The organism is Pseudomonas sp. 2VD (assembly GCF_005503585.1).
In the GTDB taxonomy this organism is placed as follows: Bacteria; Pseudomonadota; Gammaproteobacteria; order Pseudomonadales; family Pseudomonadaceae; genus Pseudomonas; species Pseudomonas aeruginosa.
Window position 1 is genome coordinate 1 of sequence record NZ_SCND01000156.1, and the last position, 13,135, is coordinate 13,135.

General features: G+C 69.0%; 10 protein-coding genes and 1 pseudogene. 3 read left to right on the forward strand and 8 right to left on the reverse strand.

The window, feature by feature from the left end; translation table 11 throughout:
- Nucleotides 1–104: 104 nt before the first annotated feature.
- The 4 genes from FFS27_RS17705 to mdlC form a co-directional block, all read right to left on the reverse strand.
- Nucleotides 105–1,358 carry an OprD family porin gene (locus FFS27_RS17705; protein WP_009314331.1) on the reverse strand — a complete coding sequence of 418 codons (1,254 nt, stop codon included), beginning with the start codon at nucleotides 1,356–1,358 and terminating at the stop codon, nucleotides 105–107.
- Nucleotides 1,359–1,465: 107 nt separating this feature from the next.
- Complete coding sequence (locus FFS27_RS17710) at nucleotides 1,466–2,935, reverse strand: aldehyde dehydrogenase family protein (RefSeq protein WP_033990025.1); 1,470 nt, start codon at nucleotides 2,933–2,935, stop codon at nucleotides 1,466–1,468.
- Between the two features lie 22 nt (nucleotides 2,936–2,957).
- Nucleotides 2,958–4,298: an MFS transporter gene (locus FFS27_RS17715; RefSeq protein WP_137952119.1), complete on the reverse strand. Its 1,341-nt coding sequence runs from the start codon at nucleotides 4,296–4,298 to the stop codon at nucleotides 2,958–2,960.
- 86 nt (nucleotides 4,299–4,384) lie between these two features.
- A complete protein-coding gene (gene mdlC, locus FFS27_RS17720; protein WP_003109446.1) occupies nucleotides 4,385–5,971 on the reverse strand; it encodes a benzoylformate decarboxylase in 1,587 nt (528 codons plus the stop codon).
- Nucleotides 5,972–6,071: 100 nt separating this feature from the next.
- Here mdlC and FFS27_RS17725 point away from each other — a divergent pair, with 100 nt between their 5' ends.
- Complete coding sequence (locus FFS27_RS17725) at nucleotides 6,072–6,968, forward strand: LysR family transcriptional regulator (RefSeq protein WP_003095545.1); 897 nt, start codon at nucleotides 6,072–6,074, stop codon at nucleotides 6,966–6,968.
- A gap of 14 nt (nucleotides 6,969–6,982) precedes the next feature.
- Here the strand turns inward: FFS27_RS17725 and FFS27_RS17730 are convergent, their stop codons facing one another.
- A complete protein-coding gene (locus FFS27_RS17730; protein ID WP_003095547.1) occupies nucleotides 6,983–8,317 on the reverse strand; it encodes an MFS transporter in 1,335 nt (444 codons plus the stop codon).
- Between the two features lie 377 nt (nucleotides 8,318–8,694).
- Here FFS27_RS17730 and FFS27_RS17740 point away from each other — a divergent pair, with 377 nt between their 5' ends.
- Together FFS27_RS17740 and FFS27_RS17745 are read left to right on the forward strand one after the other, a co-directional pair.
- Nucleotides 8,695–9,750: an aromatic ring-hydroxylating oxygenase subunit alpha gene (locus FFS27_RS17740; protein ID WP_003109448.1), complete on the forward strand. Its 1,056-nt coding sequence runs from the start codon at nucleotides 8,695–8,697 to the stop codon at nucleotides 9,748–9,750.
- A gap of 14 nt (nucleotides 9,751–9,764) precedes the next feature.
- Entirely contained in the window at nucleotides 9,765–10,718 is a 954-nt protein-coding gene (locus tag FFS27_RS17745) for a PDR/VanB family oxidoreductase (RefSeq protein ID WP_003109449.1), read from the forward strand.
- On the opposite strand, the gene FFS27_RS17750 is transcribed toward FFS27_RS17745, so the two are convergent.
- From FFS27_RS17750 to FFS27_RS17760, 3 genes and pseudogenes are all read right to left on the reverse strand, one after another.
- On the reverse strand, nucleotides 10,715–11,428 hold the full coding sequence (locus FFS27_RS17750) for a GntR family transcriptional regulator (RefSeq protein WP_003109450.1): 714 nt from the start codon (nucleotides 11,426–11,428) through the stop codon (nucleotides 10,715–10,717). The two genes, FFS27_RS17745 and FFS27_RS17750, sit on opposite strands and share 4 nt — an antisense overlap.
- A 63-nt stretch (nucleotides 11,429–11,491) precedes the next feature.
- Complete coding sequence (locus tag FFS27_RS17755) at nucleotides 11,492–12,253, reverse strand: SDR family oxidoreductase (RefSeq protein WP_003095557.1); 762 nt, start codon at nucleotides 12,251–12,253, stop codon at nucleotides 11,492–11,494.
- A 357-nt stretch (nucleotides 12,254–12,610) separates the two neighbouring features.
- Nucleotides 12,611–13,135, reverse strand: a pseudogene (locus FFS27_RS17760) (ornithine cyclodeaminase family protein); the annotation flags it as partial.

The following is a 13,135-nucleotide window of genomic DNA, read 5'->3' on the forward strand; positions in this document are numbered from 1 at the left end:
CTCCGGTAGGGCGGATAACCGCCCAGCGGTTATCCGCCGAAGCACCGGGCCTCCCGCTCCCCGTCCCTCCGGAACTGTCCGGAGGAGCGGCGAGACAGCGTCCGTCACCACGACAACGGGTAACTCACCACCAGCCGCGTCTGGTCGAAGTCGCTGTTGAAGCTGCGTCGGTTGCTGGCGTGGTTGAGGCGCACGTTGAGCCGCGCCAGCGGACCGCTCTGCACGGTGTAGCCGAGTTCGACATCGCGCTCCCATTCCTTGCCGCCGCTACCGGCCTTGGTGGTGGCGTTCGAGCCATGGCCGTAGCGGACCATGCCGATCAGGCCGGGCCAGCCGAGGCCGACGAAATCGTAGTCGTAGCGAACCTGCCAGGAGCGTTCGTCGGCGTTGGTGAAGTTGCCGTTGAACATGTCGTTGCCCATGCTCCGCCCACTGCTGCCGTAGACCGACTGCCAGCCGCTGTCGCCGCCGACCTTCTGCAGGCCAAGGTAGAAGGTGTGCAGGCCGATGCCGGCAGAAAATAGGCCGTAGACGGTATGGCTGTCGATCTCGCCGGCGCGCGCGGCGCCGTCGTCGCGGTCGACGAACAGGCCGAGGTTGGCGCCCAGGGTCCAGTCGCCGACACGCTGCTTGTGCAGCAGGTTGGCGTAGCTCTGCCGGTAGACGTCCTCCAGTTGCCCGTGCCACAGGCCCAGTTGGGTGCGCTCGCGGTTGAAGCGGTATTCGGCGCCGGCGTAGTTGAAACCGTCCGATTTCTGCGTCGGCGCGCTCCAGGCCGACAGGTCCTGCATGTCCGCCGAATTGCGCAGGCTCACCGCGTCGAAGCGTCCGGCCTGCAGGGCCAGGCCCGGCAGCTCTCGGGAAACCACGGCGAAGCCGCGGAACGTCTGCGGCAGCAGGCGTCCGTCGTCGTAGCGCAACAGCGGAATGTCCGGGAGCATCTCGCCGATCTTCAGTTCGCTGGCCGAAACGCGCAGCTTGGCGGCCACGCCGACACGCCCATAGTCGTCCGCCGCGCGACCGTCGTCGTGCAACGGAAGAAGCTCGGAATTGCTGGTGCCACGTCCGCTGTTCAGCTTCACGCCGAACAGGCCGATGGCGTCGAGGCCGACGCCGACCGTGCCCGGGGTATAGCCGGAACTGAACTTGAGGATGAAGCCCTGCGCCCACTCGTCCACCAGGCTCTTGCCGGCATCGTGGTCGCGGAAATCGCGGTTGAAGTAATAGTTGCGCAGGACCAGGTCGGTCTTCGCATCCTCCAGGAAGCCGCCCTCGGCAGCTTGCGCGGCAAGACAGGCGAGCATCGGCAGGACCGCCCCTGCGTTGCGCGGGACTGCGGTTTTACGACGGATTTTCATTGTTATTGTGCTCCGTTTTTCAGGGACGACCGGGCCCCGGCAGCCTCTGCGGGCCACCTGGCGACGACGGTCGGGTCAGCGGCGGGGCGCGGGCCCCGCCGCCAGGGTCAGAACGGGTACTGGCGCGGCGCGTGCTGCACGCTGATCCAGTGGTCGGTGGTGAATTCCTCGATGGCCCAGTCGCCGTTGAAGCGGCCAAGTCCGGAGTTCTTCTCGCCGCCGAAGGGCGCGTTGGCCTCGTCGTTCACCGGAATGTCGTTGACGTGGGTCATCCCCGCGCGAAGCTGGCGGGCAAAGCGCACCGCGCGTTCCAGGTCGCGGCTGAACACCGCGCTGGACAGCCCGTATTCGCTGGCGTTGGCCAACTCCAGCGCATGCGCCTCGTCGCGCGCGCGGAGCAGGCCGACCAGCGGGCCGAAGATTTCATCGCGGGCGATCTCCATCGTCGCGCTGACCTCGCCGAATACGTGCGGAGCCAGCAACTGCCCATCGACGCCGCCCTCGTACAGCGGCTTGGCGCCTTCCTGGCGGGCCAGGCGGATCTTTTCCAGCAGGCCTTCGAGCTGGCGCGCGTTGACGATCGGCCCGACCGCGGTATCGGCGCGCTGCGGATCGCCGACGCGGAGACCCTTGACCCGCTCGACGAAGCGCGCGGCGAAGGCGTCGTAGAGGCTGTCCTCGACGATGATGCGGTTGATCGCCATGCAGATCTGCCCCTGGTGGAGGAACTTGCCGAACACCGCGGCATTCACCGCCTGCTCCAGGTCGGCGTCGCCGAGCACCACGAACGGACTGTTGCCGCCCAGCTCCAGCGCCACGTGCTTGAGGTGCGCGCCGCCGCTGGCGATGCGGCCGATGTTGCGGCCCACCGGGGTCGACCCGGTGAAGGTCACCAGGCCCGGCACCGGGTGCTCGACGAAGGCGTCGCCGATCTCGCTGCCGGGGCCGACCACCACGCTGAACAGCCCGGCCGGCAGCCCGGCCTCTTCGAAGATCCGCGCCAGCAGCAGTCCGCCGCAGACCGGCGTGTCGCTGGCCGGCTTGACCACCACCGCGTTGCCCAGCGCCAGGGCCGGGGCGATGGAGCGCTGGGTCAGGTGCAGCGGGAAGTTCCACGGGCTGATCACCCCGACCACGCCGATGGCGCTGCGGTAGACCCGGCTTTCCTTGCCCGGCACGTCGGACTCGACGATGCGCCCGTGCACCCGTGCCGGGAACGACGCCGACTCCAGGGTGATCGCGCGCGCCGCGCCCCATTCGATCTCGGCCTTCAGGCGGGTGCTGCCGGACTCGCGGATGAGCCAGTCGACGATCTCCTCGTGGCGGCGGTCGAACACCTCCACCGCCTTGTACAGCACCGCCGCGCGTGCCGAGGGGCCAAGCGCGGCCCATGCCGGCTGGACCTCGGCGGCCTTGGCGTAGGCGGCACCGAGGTCGTCGCGGTCGGCCTGCTCGATCTCCAGCAGCAGGCTGCCGTCGAACGGATTGCTCACCTTCAGCCGGCGGCCGGCCCGGCCGTGGCGCCACTCGCCGGCCAGGGGCTGGAGACCGAGGTCGGTATAACGGGAATCGCTCATCGCTCTTCTCCTCTTTCGAAAATCACAGGGGTTTCTTCGCCGTCGCGTCGACGGACACTTCCGCCGGCACGCGCGGCCGCAGGTGGATGCAGGCGATCGCCAGCGCGCCGATCACGCCAGGCGCGGCGAAGGCCAGGAAGTTCTGCTGGAACGGCAGCTCCAGGGCCAGCAGGCTGCCGCCGAGCATCGGCCCGGCGATGGCGCCGAGGCGGCCGACACCGGCGGCCCAGCCGACCCCGGTGGAGCGCACCCAGGCCGGATAGAACTGCGCGGCGTAGGCATGGATCACCGCCAGGGTGCCGATGGTGGTGGCGCCGGCCACCACCAGCAGGCCGTTGAGCAGCCAGGGGCCTGGCCCCAGGCCGAGGGCCGCCAGGGAGGCCGCGGCCAGGGCGAAGAACAGCACCAGGGTGCGGCCGGCGCCGAGGCGGTCGGCCAGCCAGCCGCCGAACAACGCACCGAGGGTCGCCCCGACATTCAGGGTGACGAGGAACGCCAGGCTCGAACCGAGGGCGTAGCCGCCGCCGGCCATCAGCTTCGGCAACCAGGTGTTGAGCCCGTAGCTCATCAGCATGCACATGGCGAAGGCCACCCACAGCAACAGGGTGCCCAGTGCCTGGCGCCCCTCGAACAACTGGGCGACCCGTCCGCTCGGCGCTTCGGCCGCGACAGCGTTCGCCCGCTCGGCGCCGGGCCGGTAGTCGGGATCGACCTTGCGCAGCAGCGCGTCCAGTTCGGCGCGGCGGCCCTTGAGTTCGAGGAACGCCGCCGACTCCGGCAACCAGCGCAACATCAGCGGCACCGCCAGTACCGGCAGCACCGCCACGTAGAACACCGATTGCCAGCCCCAGGCGGGGATCATGGCGATCGCCAGTAGCGCCGAGAGCACCGCGCCCACCGAGTAGAAGGCCGACATCACCGTGACCAGGGTGCTGCGCCGCCCGGCCGGAGCGAATTCGCTGATCAGGTTGATCGCGCTGGGCACCAGCGCGCCCAGCGCCAGGCCGGTGAAAAAGCGTCCGACGCCCAGTTCCAGCGGGTCGCGGGCATGGCCGGTGAGGAAGGCGGCGAGGCTCGCCAGCAGGGTGGTGGCGATCACCAGGCGGCGCCGGCCGAAGCGGTCCGCCAGCGGCGCCAGCAGGGTGCCGCCGAAGAGCATGCCGAACAGCGCGCAACTGCCGAGGGTGCCGGCCTGCACCGGGCTCAGCTGCCACTCCTGCATCAGGCGTGGCACCACCGAGCCGTAGATGACCATGTCGTAGCCGTCGAACAGCATGATGAAACACCCCCAGCCGAGGATCAGCCAGTGAGTACGGTTAAAGCGGGCAGCGTCGATCACCGCCGCAGCGGATTGCCTGTTCATACCAACCTCTCTCTTGTTCTTGTTATGGGCGCACGCGGGCGTCGGTCGGCACCGCCCACTCTGGCATGGGGCGGCGCCGTGGAACATCAGGGTTCGATGGTTTGCGTCGGCACCTCGATCAAAACCGGGCGATCAGCGGCCAGGGCATGCTTCAAGGCGCTTTCCAGCTCTTCGCGGGTGGCCGCGTGGAGCGCCTCGACGCCATAGCCGCGGGCGATCGCGCAGAAGTCCAGGCCGGGCACGTCGAGCCCCGGCGCATCGGGCACCTCGAGCACCCCGGCGAACCAGCGCAGGGCGCCGTAGGTACCGTTCTTGAGGATGATGAACACCGCCGGCACACGGTATTGCGCGGCGCTCCAGAGTGCGGTGATGCCATAGTTGGCCGAGCCGTCGCCGATGATCCCGATCACCTGCCGCCGCGGCTGCGCCAGTTGCGCGCCGACCGCCGCCGGCAGGCCGAAGCCGAGTCCGCCGGCGGCCGGGAAGAAGTAGCTGCCCGGCTCGCGCATCTCCACGCGCTGCCAGAAGGCAGTCACGGTGGAAGTCGACTCCTTGACGAAGATGGCGTCGCGCGGCGCCAGCGCATCGATCACGTCGAACACGGTTTCCGGCCGCAGCGGTCCGCCCTCCTCGGCCAGCGCCGGCGGTCGCGGCAGCGCCTCGGGCAACGGCCGCGCACTGGGGCGGACCTGTTCGAGCAGTGCCTCGAGAGTCAGCGCGATGTCGCCGACCAACGCGTCGCCCATCGGCGCCCGTGCCGCTTCGCCGGGATCGCAGGTGACCTGCACCAGCTCGGCGCCGGCCGGCAGGTAGTCGCCGGGGGCGAACTGGTGATAGCGGAACACCGGCGCGCCGACCACCAGGATCAGGTCGTGGCCGTCCAGCAGCCGGCTGATCCCGGCGATGGCCGCCGGCAGCACGCCGCGGAAGCAGGCATGGCGGGTGGGGAACGGACAGCGCGAGGCCGACGGCGCGACCCAGGCCGGCATCCGCAGCTTCTCCGCCAGTTGCACGGCCAGGCCGTTGGCATTCGCCCCGTCGACGTCCGGACCGAGCACCAGCACCGGGTTGCGCGAGCGCGACAGGCGCTCGCCGAGTTCGGCCAGCAATGCCGGCGCGGGCAGCGCGGCGCCGCTGACCTGGCGCGCGGCCAGGTGTTCGACACCGGCCGGCGCCGGTTGCGCCCAGTCGTCGTAGGGAATCGACAGGTACACCGGCGCCCGCGGCGGCAGGCTGGCGGTCTGGATCGCCTGGCTCAACGCGCGCGGCACATCCTGGGCGCAGGCCGGCTCGTGGCTCCATTTCACCAGCGGCTTGGGCAGTTGTCCGGCATCGACGTTGGCGAGCATCGCCTCGACCCCGATCATCGAGCGCACCTGCTGCCCGGCGGTGATGACCAGGGGGCTATGGGAGTACCAGGCGTTGGTCAGCGCGCCCATGCCGTTGCCGGTGCCCGCCGCCGCATGCAGGTTGACGAAGGCCGGGCGGCCGCTGGCCAGGGCGAAGCCATCGGCCATGCCGACCACCGCGCCCTCGTGCAGGCCGAGGATGTAGCGGAAATCCTCGGGGAAGTCCTTGAGGAACGGCAGCTCGTTGGAGCCGGGGTTGCCGAAGACGGTGGTCAGGCCGTGGCGACGGAGGATCTCGTAAGACGCGGAATGGACGGTTTTCATGCAGGCCTTCAAGCTCGTTTCCTGGATTTGCGCTACTGTTGCAGCCGCTCGATAATCAATCAAATCGATACTCTTTCTATAAAAAATAGAACTGGTCTATATGAGTCCGATCGATCTCAACCTGATCCGCACCTTCGTCACCCTCTACGAAGCGGGCAGCGTGACCCTCGCCGCGGAGCGCCTGTTCGTCACCCAGCCATCGGTGAGCTACGCCCTGGCGCGCCTGCGCGAACTGTTCGACGACGCGTTGTTCACCCGCACCCGCGACGGCATCCAGCCGACCTTCGTCGCCGAGCAGCTCTACGGCACCTTCCGCGAGTCGCTGACGCGCATCGAGGGCGCGGTACAGAGCGTTCGCCACTTCGATCCGGCGACCACCGAGCGACGTTTCCGCATCGCCCTCACCGATCTCGGCGAGGTGGGTTTCCTCTCGCTGATCCTCGAACGCCTGACCCGCGACGCGCCGTTCGCCGAAGTGGAAGTGCTGCCGCTGCAGGTGGACGAGGTCGGCGCCTGGCTGAGCAGCGCCAAGGTCGACGCGGCGATCTGCCGCCAGCCGGTGCCCGGCGCGCGCAGCCAGCGGGTCCTGCACGAGCGCTACGTGTGCCTGCTCAGCGACCGCCACCCGCGGATCGGCGACAGCCTGAGCCTGGAGCAGTACCTGGCCGAGCGGCACATCGTGGTGACCCGTACCTCCGGCCACGGCATCGCCGAGGACGTGCTCGAGGCCATGCAGGTGCAACGCCGCATCAGCCTGCGGGTGCCGCACTTCTCGGTGCTGCCAAAGATCATTCCCGGTACCGAGCTGCTGACCATCCTGCCGGCGCAGATCGCCTATCGCTTCGTCGCCGAAGGCGGCATGCGCATGCTCGAACTGCCCTTCACCCTGCCGCCGTTCGACGTCTCCCTGCACTGGCACGAGAGCAGCGAACGCTCGGCGGCGCTGAACTGGTTCCGCACCACCATCGCCGAGGCGATCATCGCCGCCCAACGCTGAAACGCCGGCGGCCCTCACGCAGCGTCTCCCAGCGTCGGCGAGCGCTCGCGACGCCGCGCACCGAGCAGCGGCAACACGGCGGCCGCGGCGACGAACACCGCCGCGAACGCCCCATAGAGGGACAGCGGCTGCCAGCCGTCGTCGAGCAGGAGCCCGGCCACCAGCGGCGAGAGGATCGCCCCGCCGCGACCGACGCCGATCCCCCAGCCGACCCCGGTGGCGCGCACCGAAGCGTCGTAGAGGCTCGGCGCCAGGGCATACAGGCCGGCCACGCAGGCGTTGGCGCAAAGCCCGATCAGCAGTCCCAGCGGCAAGGCCGCGCCGGGCAGCCCGGCGCTCAGCGAGAACAGCGCGAGCAGAGCGGCGGTAAGCAGCATGAACAGCGCCAGCACCCGTTCCAGGCGAAAGCGCGCGGCAAGCCCGCCGAGCAAGGCGGCACCGAAGATCCCGCCGATGCTCAGCAGGGTGCCGCCGGTGATGCCCTGGGCGGTGGACAGGCCGGCGGCGACCAGCAGCTTCGGCGTCCAGCTCATGATGAAGTAGAAGCCGAACATCACCAGGAAAAACAGCGCCCAGAGCAGCAGCGTGGTACGTCGCTGGGCGACGCAGAGCAACCGGGCGAGGCGGCTACCGTGCTCCGCTCCGCCACCGGGCGGGCTCGGCAGTTCGGCGAGCGCCGCGCGGCCCAGGCGCCGGGCCAGCGCGTTGACCCGTTGCAACGCCCGCGGCGGCCGGCGCGCCAGGAGGAAGTCCAGCGACTCCGGCAGGCACAGGCAGACCAGCGGGATCACCGCCAGGGTCAGGCCAGCGCCGAAGACGAACACCGAGCGCCAGCCCCAGGCGCCGATCAGCCATACCGCGAGCAGTCCGCCAAGGGTCGCGCCGAGCGCGTAGCCGGTGGATTGCAGGCTTACCGCCAGGCCGCGCCAACGGCGCGAGGCGTACTCGCTGGCGATCACGTTGCTGCTGGCGAGGATGCCGCCGATACCCAGCCCGGTCAGCCCGCGCAGCAACGCCAGTTGCCAGGCCGCCTGGCTCAGCGCCGAGGCGAGCATGCCCAGGCCCGACAGCGCCAGGCAGGCGAGGATCAGCGGGCGGCGCCCCCAGCGGTCGGCCCAGGGCGCGATGAACAGCGAGCCGGCGGCCATGCCGAAGAGGCCGGCGCTGAGCAGCAGGCCGATCTCGGCGCCGCCAAGGTTCCATTCGGCGGCCACCGAGGATGCGGTGAAGGCCATCACCAGCACGTCGAAGCCATCGATCAGGTTGAGCACGATGCACACAGCCACCGCCAGCCACTGGAACGGCCGCATCGGTTCGTCGTCGAGAGCGCGGCGCAAGTCCCGGTTCATGGGCGGCCCTCCCCGAGCGGACAGGAAAGAAGCGACGGCAGGCGGGAGCGAGGCGCGGGAATGCAGGAATCCATCATCGGGAAGACCCTTTTCTTGTTGTTGTAGGCACGGCAAGCGCAGGCACCCTGGCACCGTTGCGTCGATGCCGCAATCCTATTGGATCCATTTGTGCGACAAGAAAACGGATGGCCAGCGGATATCCCACTGTCAGCGAAATCCGAGAAAGGCTCTGGAACGAGATAATTGAGCAATTTTTTCCTTAAGTTTTTTATGTTCGACTATCGAACGGATTATTTTTTGTACAGAATCGGTTGACTTGGAAAAGTTGCCTCGCGAATCATTGGATCCAATTACAAGAACAACGAGAGGATCCGACGATGTTTCCCAAGAACGCCTGGTACGTGGCCTGCACCCCCGACGAACTGGCCGGCAAGCCGCTCGGCCGACGCATCTGCGACGAGCCGATGGTTTTCTACCGAGGCGAGGACGGCCGCGTGGCGGCCCTCGAGGATTTCTGCCCGCACCGTGGCGCGCCGCTGTCGCTGGGCTTCGTCGAGGATGGCGTGCTGGTCTGCGGCTACCACGGCCTGGCGATGGGCGAGGACGGTCGCACCCGCGCGATGCCCGGCCAGCGGGTCCGCGGCTTCCCCTGCATCCGTCGCTTCCCGGTGCAGGAGCGGCACGGCTTCGTCTGGGTCTGGCCGGGCACGGAAGAACAGGCCGACGCCGCGCTGATACCCCGCCTGGAATGGGCGGAAAGCCCCGATTGGGCCTATGGCGGCGGGCTGTACCACATCCACTGCGACTATCGCCTGATGATCGACAACCTGATGGACCTGACCCACGAGACCTATGTCCATGCGTCCAGCATCGGCCAGAAGGAAATCGACGAGGCCGCGCCGACCACGCGGGTGGAAGGCGACGAGGTGATCACCAGCCGCCACATGCAGAATGTCATGGCCCCGCCGTTCTGGCGCATGGCCCTGCGCGGCAACGGCCTGGCCGACGACGTGGCGGTGGACCGCTGGCAGATCTGCCGCTTCACGCCGCCCAGCCACGTGCTGATCGAGGTCGGCGTGGCCCACGCCGGCCACGGCGGCTACCAGGCGCCGGCGGAGCGCAAGGCGGCGAGCATCGTGGTCGACTTCATCACCCCGGAGAGCGCCACTTCCATCTGGTACTTCTGGGGCATGGCGCGCAACTTCCAGGCCCACGACCAGGCGCTTACCGAGAGCATTCGCGAAGGCCAGGGAAAGATCTTCGGCGAAGACCTGGAAATGCTCGAAAGCCAACAGCGCAACCTGCTGCGCCATCCACGGCGCGACCTGCTGAAACTGAACATCGACGCCGGCGGCGTGCAGGCCCGGCGCATCATCGAGCGCCTGCTGGCGGACGAGCGCCAGGCCGCCGCCCCCAACCGCGCCCAGGCCTGACGGGAGCCTTCGCCATGATCGAGGTCATCGTCGGCGCCATCCGCCTGGAGGCGCAGGATATCCACAGCTTCGAACTGTTCCGGGCCGACGGGGCGGCACTGCCGTCCTTCGAGCCGGGCGCGCACATCGACCTGCACCTGCCCAACGGCCTGGTCCGCCAGTACTCCCTCTACGGCCCCGCCGAACGGCCGCGCCACTACCGTATCGCCGTACTCCGCTGCCGCGACTCGCGCGGCGGCTCGGCCACGCTGCACGCCGAACTGCGGGTCGGCCAGCGGCTGCGCATCGGCGAGCCGCGCAATCTCTTCCCGCTGTCGCCGGAGCCCGGTCCGCGCCTGCTGTTCGCCGGCGGCATCGGCATCACGCCGCTGCTGGCGATGGCCGAACGCCTGGCCCGCGATGGCGCCGACTTCCAGTTGCACTACTGCGCGCATTCCGCCGAGCGCGCGGCCTTCGTCGACTATCTTGACCGGTGCGCCTTCGCCGACCGCGTGTACTGCCACTTCGACCACGGCGACAGCCGCCGCCGCGCGGACCTTCGCGCCCTGCTGGCGGCCAGTCCGCGCGACGCCCAGCTATACCTTTGCGGGCCGGCGGGCTTCATGCAGTGGATCGAAGAAAGCGCCCGCGAACTGGGCTGGGAAGCAAGCCGCTTGCATCGCGAGCACTTCGCCGCCGCGCCACGGGACGCCAATGCGGACGGCACCTTCGAAGTGCAGTTGGCGAGCAACGGGGCGCTGATCCGAGTCGCCGCCGGGCAGACCGTGCTGGCGGCCCTGCGCGAAGCCGGGGTGGACCTGCCGGCCTCCTGCGAGCAGGGCATCTGCGGCACCTGTCTGACCCGCGTGCTGGACGGCGAACCGGAGCATCGCGACCTCTACCTCAGCGAAGAGGAGCAAGCCGCCAACGATTGCTTCACGCCCTGCTGTTCGCGTTCGCGCAGCCCACGGCTGGTGCTGGATCTCTAGTCGGCGGCGACGTCGCCGTGAAGCACGGTGACGCCCTTCCGCGCCGGATCGAAGTAGTCGGCATAGCGCAGGGTCGCGTTGGCGTGCTCGCGCATGATCGCCTCGGCGCGCGCCCCCTGGCCGTTGACCAGCGCGTCGACCACCGCGTGGTGCTGCATGTGGGCGAAGTTGAAACGGCGGAATTCCTGCTCGAGATTGTCGCGATCCACCGCCAGGGCGCTCACCGAGGCGAACGGCAGGTGGTCGTTGCGCGCCAGCGCCACGGCGATCGCCGGGTTGCCACTGGCCTCGATGATGGTGCGGTGGAAACGCATGTTCATGCGCTGGTAGCGCTCCAGCTCCTCCAGCAGGACCTGGCCGTTGGCGAACAATCGGTCGCCCTCGGCCAGGCATTCCTCCAGGGTCGCCCGTGCCTCGGCGGACAGCCCGCGCTCGGCCGCCTGGCGTGCCGCCAGGCCTTCCAGAACGCCGCGCACCTCGACCGCGCCGGCGATATCCTCGCGGGTCACCGCGCGCACCCTGTAGCCGCGCCCGGTCTTGCACAGCAGGCCTTCCTGCTCGAGGGTACGCAGGGCGATGCGCACCGGCATGCGCGAGACCTGCAGGCGTTCGGCGGTGGGAATCTCGACGATGCGCTCGCCGGCGGCGAGTTCGCCGGAAGCGATCAGCTTGCGCAGCTCGGCCAGCACGCGTTGGCCCGGTTTGCTCATGGAATTCGCTTATTCGATCGGGACGACCGGGGCATCATAGCGCGCCCCGGCCGCCTCCGCCGGTCAGCTTTCGCGGTGGATGGCGAAGCCGGCCCAGGACTGGCTCACCGGCATGATCTCGAGGCTGTTGATGTTCAGGTGGGCGGGCTGGTTCATGATCCAGAAGATGGTCTCGGCGATGTCTTCCGGCTGGATCGGATGGGCCCCGGCGTAGGTCTTGTCGTAGCGCGCCTGGTCGCCGCCGAAGCGGACCAGGGAGAACTCGCTCTCGCACAGCCCCGGCTCGAGGTTGGTCACGCGCACCCCGGTGCCCTGCAGGTCGCAACGCAGGTTCAGGGAGAATTGCTCGACGAAGGCCTTGGTGCCGCCGTAGACATGGCTACCCGGATAGGGCCACTTGCCGGCCACCGAACCCAGGTTGACGATGCTCGCCCCGGCGCCGTGGGCGATCAGCCGCGGCAGCAGCAGGCGCGTGCTGTAGAGCAGGCCCTTGATGTTGGTGTCGACCATGGTGTCCCAGTCGTCCAGGTCGCAGGACTGCGCCGGGTCGGTGCCCAGCGCCAGGCCGGCGTTGTTGATCAGGCCGCGCAGGGTGGCGAACTCTTCCGGCAGGTTGTCCACGGCCGCGCTCATCGCCGCGCGGTCGCGCACGTCCAGGGTCAGCGGCAGCACCCGGGTCTTCGCCGAAAGCTCGCCGGCCAGGGCCTGCAGACGCTCCTCGCGACGGCCGGTGAGCACCAGCGACCAGCCGGCCTCGGCGAAACGACGGGCGCAGGCTTCGCCGAAGCCTGAGGTGGCGCCGGTGATGAACAGGGTGGACGACATGGGCATCTCCTCGTACGGGGCGGAAAAACGATGTCCGGGGATTCTAGAGCCTCGCCGTGCCCGGTTGGCCATACAGTTGCGCACGAGTTTGCCGAGGCGTCTGCTCAAAAAACGACCAACCTCGCGGAGCCCGCACCGTGCCTGGGCCGCAGCGAACAGCCACCAACTTGTCCACAGGGCGTCGCACAGTTTTCCTGAACAACTGTGGCAGCGGCATGACCACGCGCTGGGGATAAGTGCCCCGGCGCGAGCACTGATCATTTTCTGACCATCCACGCCTAATCCTCGCCAATTCAGGGGCTTGGCGGTTCTTACCCACCTTATCCACAAGCCCCCGCACAGAAATCCTGAACAACCTCAGGCGGCGTTATCCACAACCCGGCGCGCGGCGACCAGGTCCTCCAGCGCATAACCCACCGACTTGAACAGGGTGATTTCCCCGGGATCGCCGCGCCGCCCAGCCCCGCCCAGCAAGTCGCGAAGTTCGGTGGATATCGCCTCGTGCCCGATGGCGCCTTCGGCGATCGCCTGCAACAGGTCGCCGGCTTCTTCCAGCGCGCCTGCGCGGGTGTCCACCACGATCCGCGCGCGCGCCACCGCCAGGGCGTCGGTCTCGCGCATGGACGGCAGGAAGGCGCCAACCAGGTCGAGATGGACGCCCGGCTTCAGCCATGCGCCGCGCACCAGCGCTTCGCGGGAGGTGGTAACGCAACTGACGCAGTCGGCCGCCTCCACCGCCGCGCGCAACCCGTCGGCCGCTCGCGCCGGGTAGCCCTCCGCGCGCAGCCGGGCGGCCAGCGCGGCGGCCTTGGCCGGATCGCGGCCCCAGATGTCGATGTGGCGATAGTCGCGCACGCAGGCGTGGGCCCGCACCATGTGCGC

What these genes read in the sequence shown, in the direction of transcription:
- FFS27_RS17705 (WP_009314331.1), bottom strand. Translation starts at nt 1,358, where the DNA reads ATGAAAATCCGTCGTAAAACCGCAGTCCCGCGCAACGCAGGGGCGGTC.
- FFS27_RS17710 (WP_033990025.1), bottom strand. Translation starts at nt 2,935, where the DNA reads ATGAGCGATTCCCGTTATACCGACCTCGGTCTCCAGCCCCTGGCCGGC.
- FFS27_RS17715 (WP_137952119.1), bottom strand. Translation starts at nt 4,298, where the DNA reads ATGAACAGGCAATCCGCTGCGGCGGTGATCGACGCTGCCCGCTTTAAC.
- mdlC (WP_003109446.1), bottom strand. Translation starts at nt 5,971, where the DNA reads ATGAAAACCGTCCATTCCGCGTCTTACGAGATCCTCCGTCGCCACGGC.
- FFS27_RS17725 (WP_003095545.1), top strand. Translation starts at nt 6,072, where the DNA reads ATGAGTCCGATCGATCTCAACCTGATCCGCACCTTCGTCACCCTCTAC.
- FFS27_RS17730 (WP_003095547.1), bottom strand. Translation starts at nt 8,317, where the DNA reads ATGAACCGGGACTTGCGCCGCGCTCTCGACGACGAACCGATGCGGCCG.
- FFS27_RS17740 (WP_003109448.1), top strand. Translation starts at nt 8,695, where the DNA reads ATGTTTCCCAAGAACGCCTGGTACGTGGCCTGCACCCCCGACGAACTG.
- FFS27_RS17745 (WP_003109449.1), top strand. Translation starts at nt 9,765, where the DNA reads ATGATCGAGGTCATCGTCGGCGCCATCCGCCTGGAGGCGCAGGATATC.
- FFS27_RS17750 (WP_003109450.1), bottom strand. Translation starts at nt 11,428, where the DNA reads ATGAGCAAACCGGGCCAACGCGTGCTGGCCGAGCTGCGCAAGCTGATC.
- FFS27_RS17755 (WP_003095557.1), bottom strand. Translation starts at nt 12,253, where the DNA reads ATGTCGTCCACCCTGTTCATCACCGGCGCCACCTCAGGCTTCGGCGAA.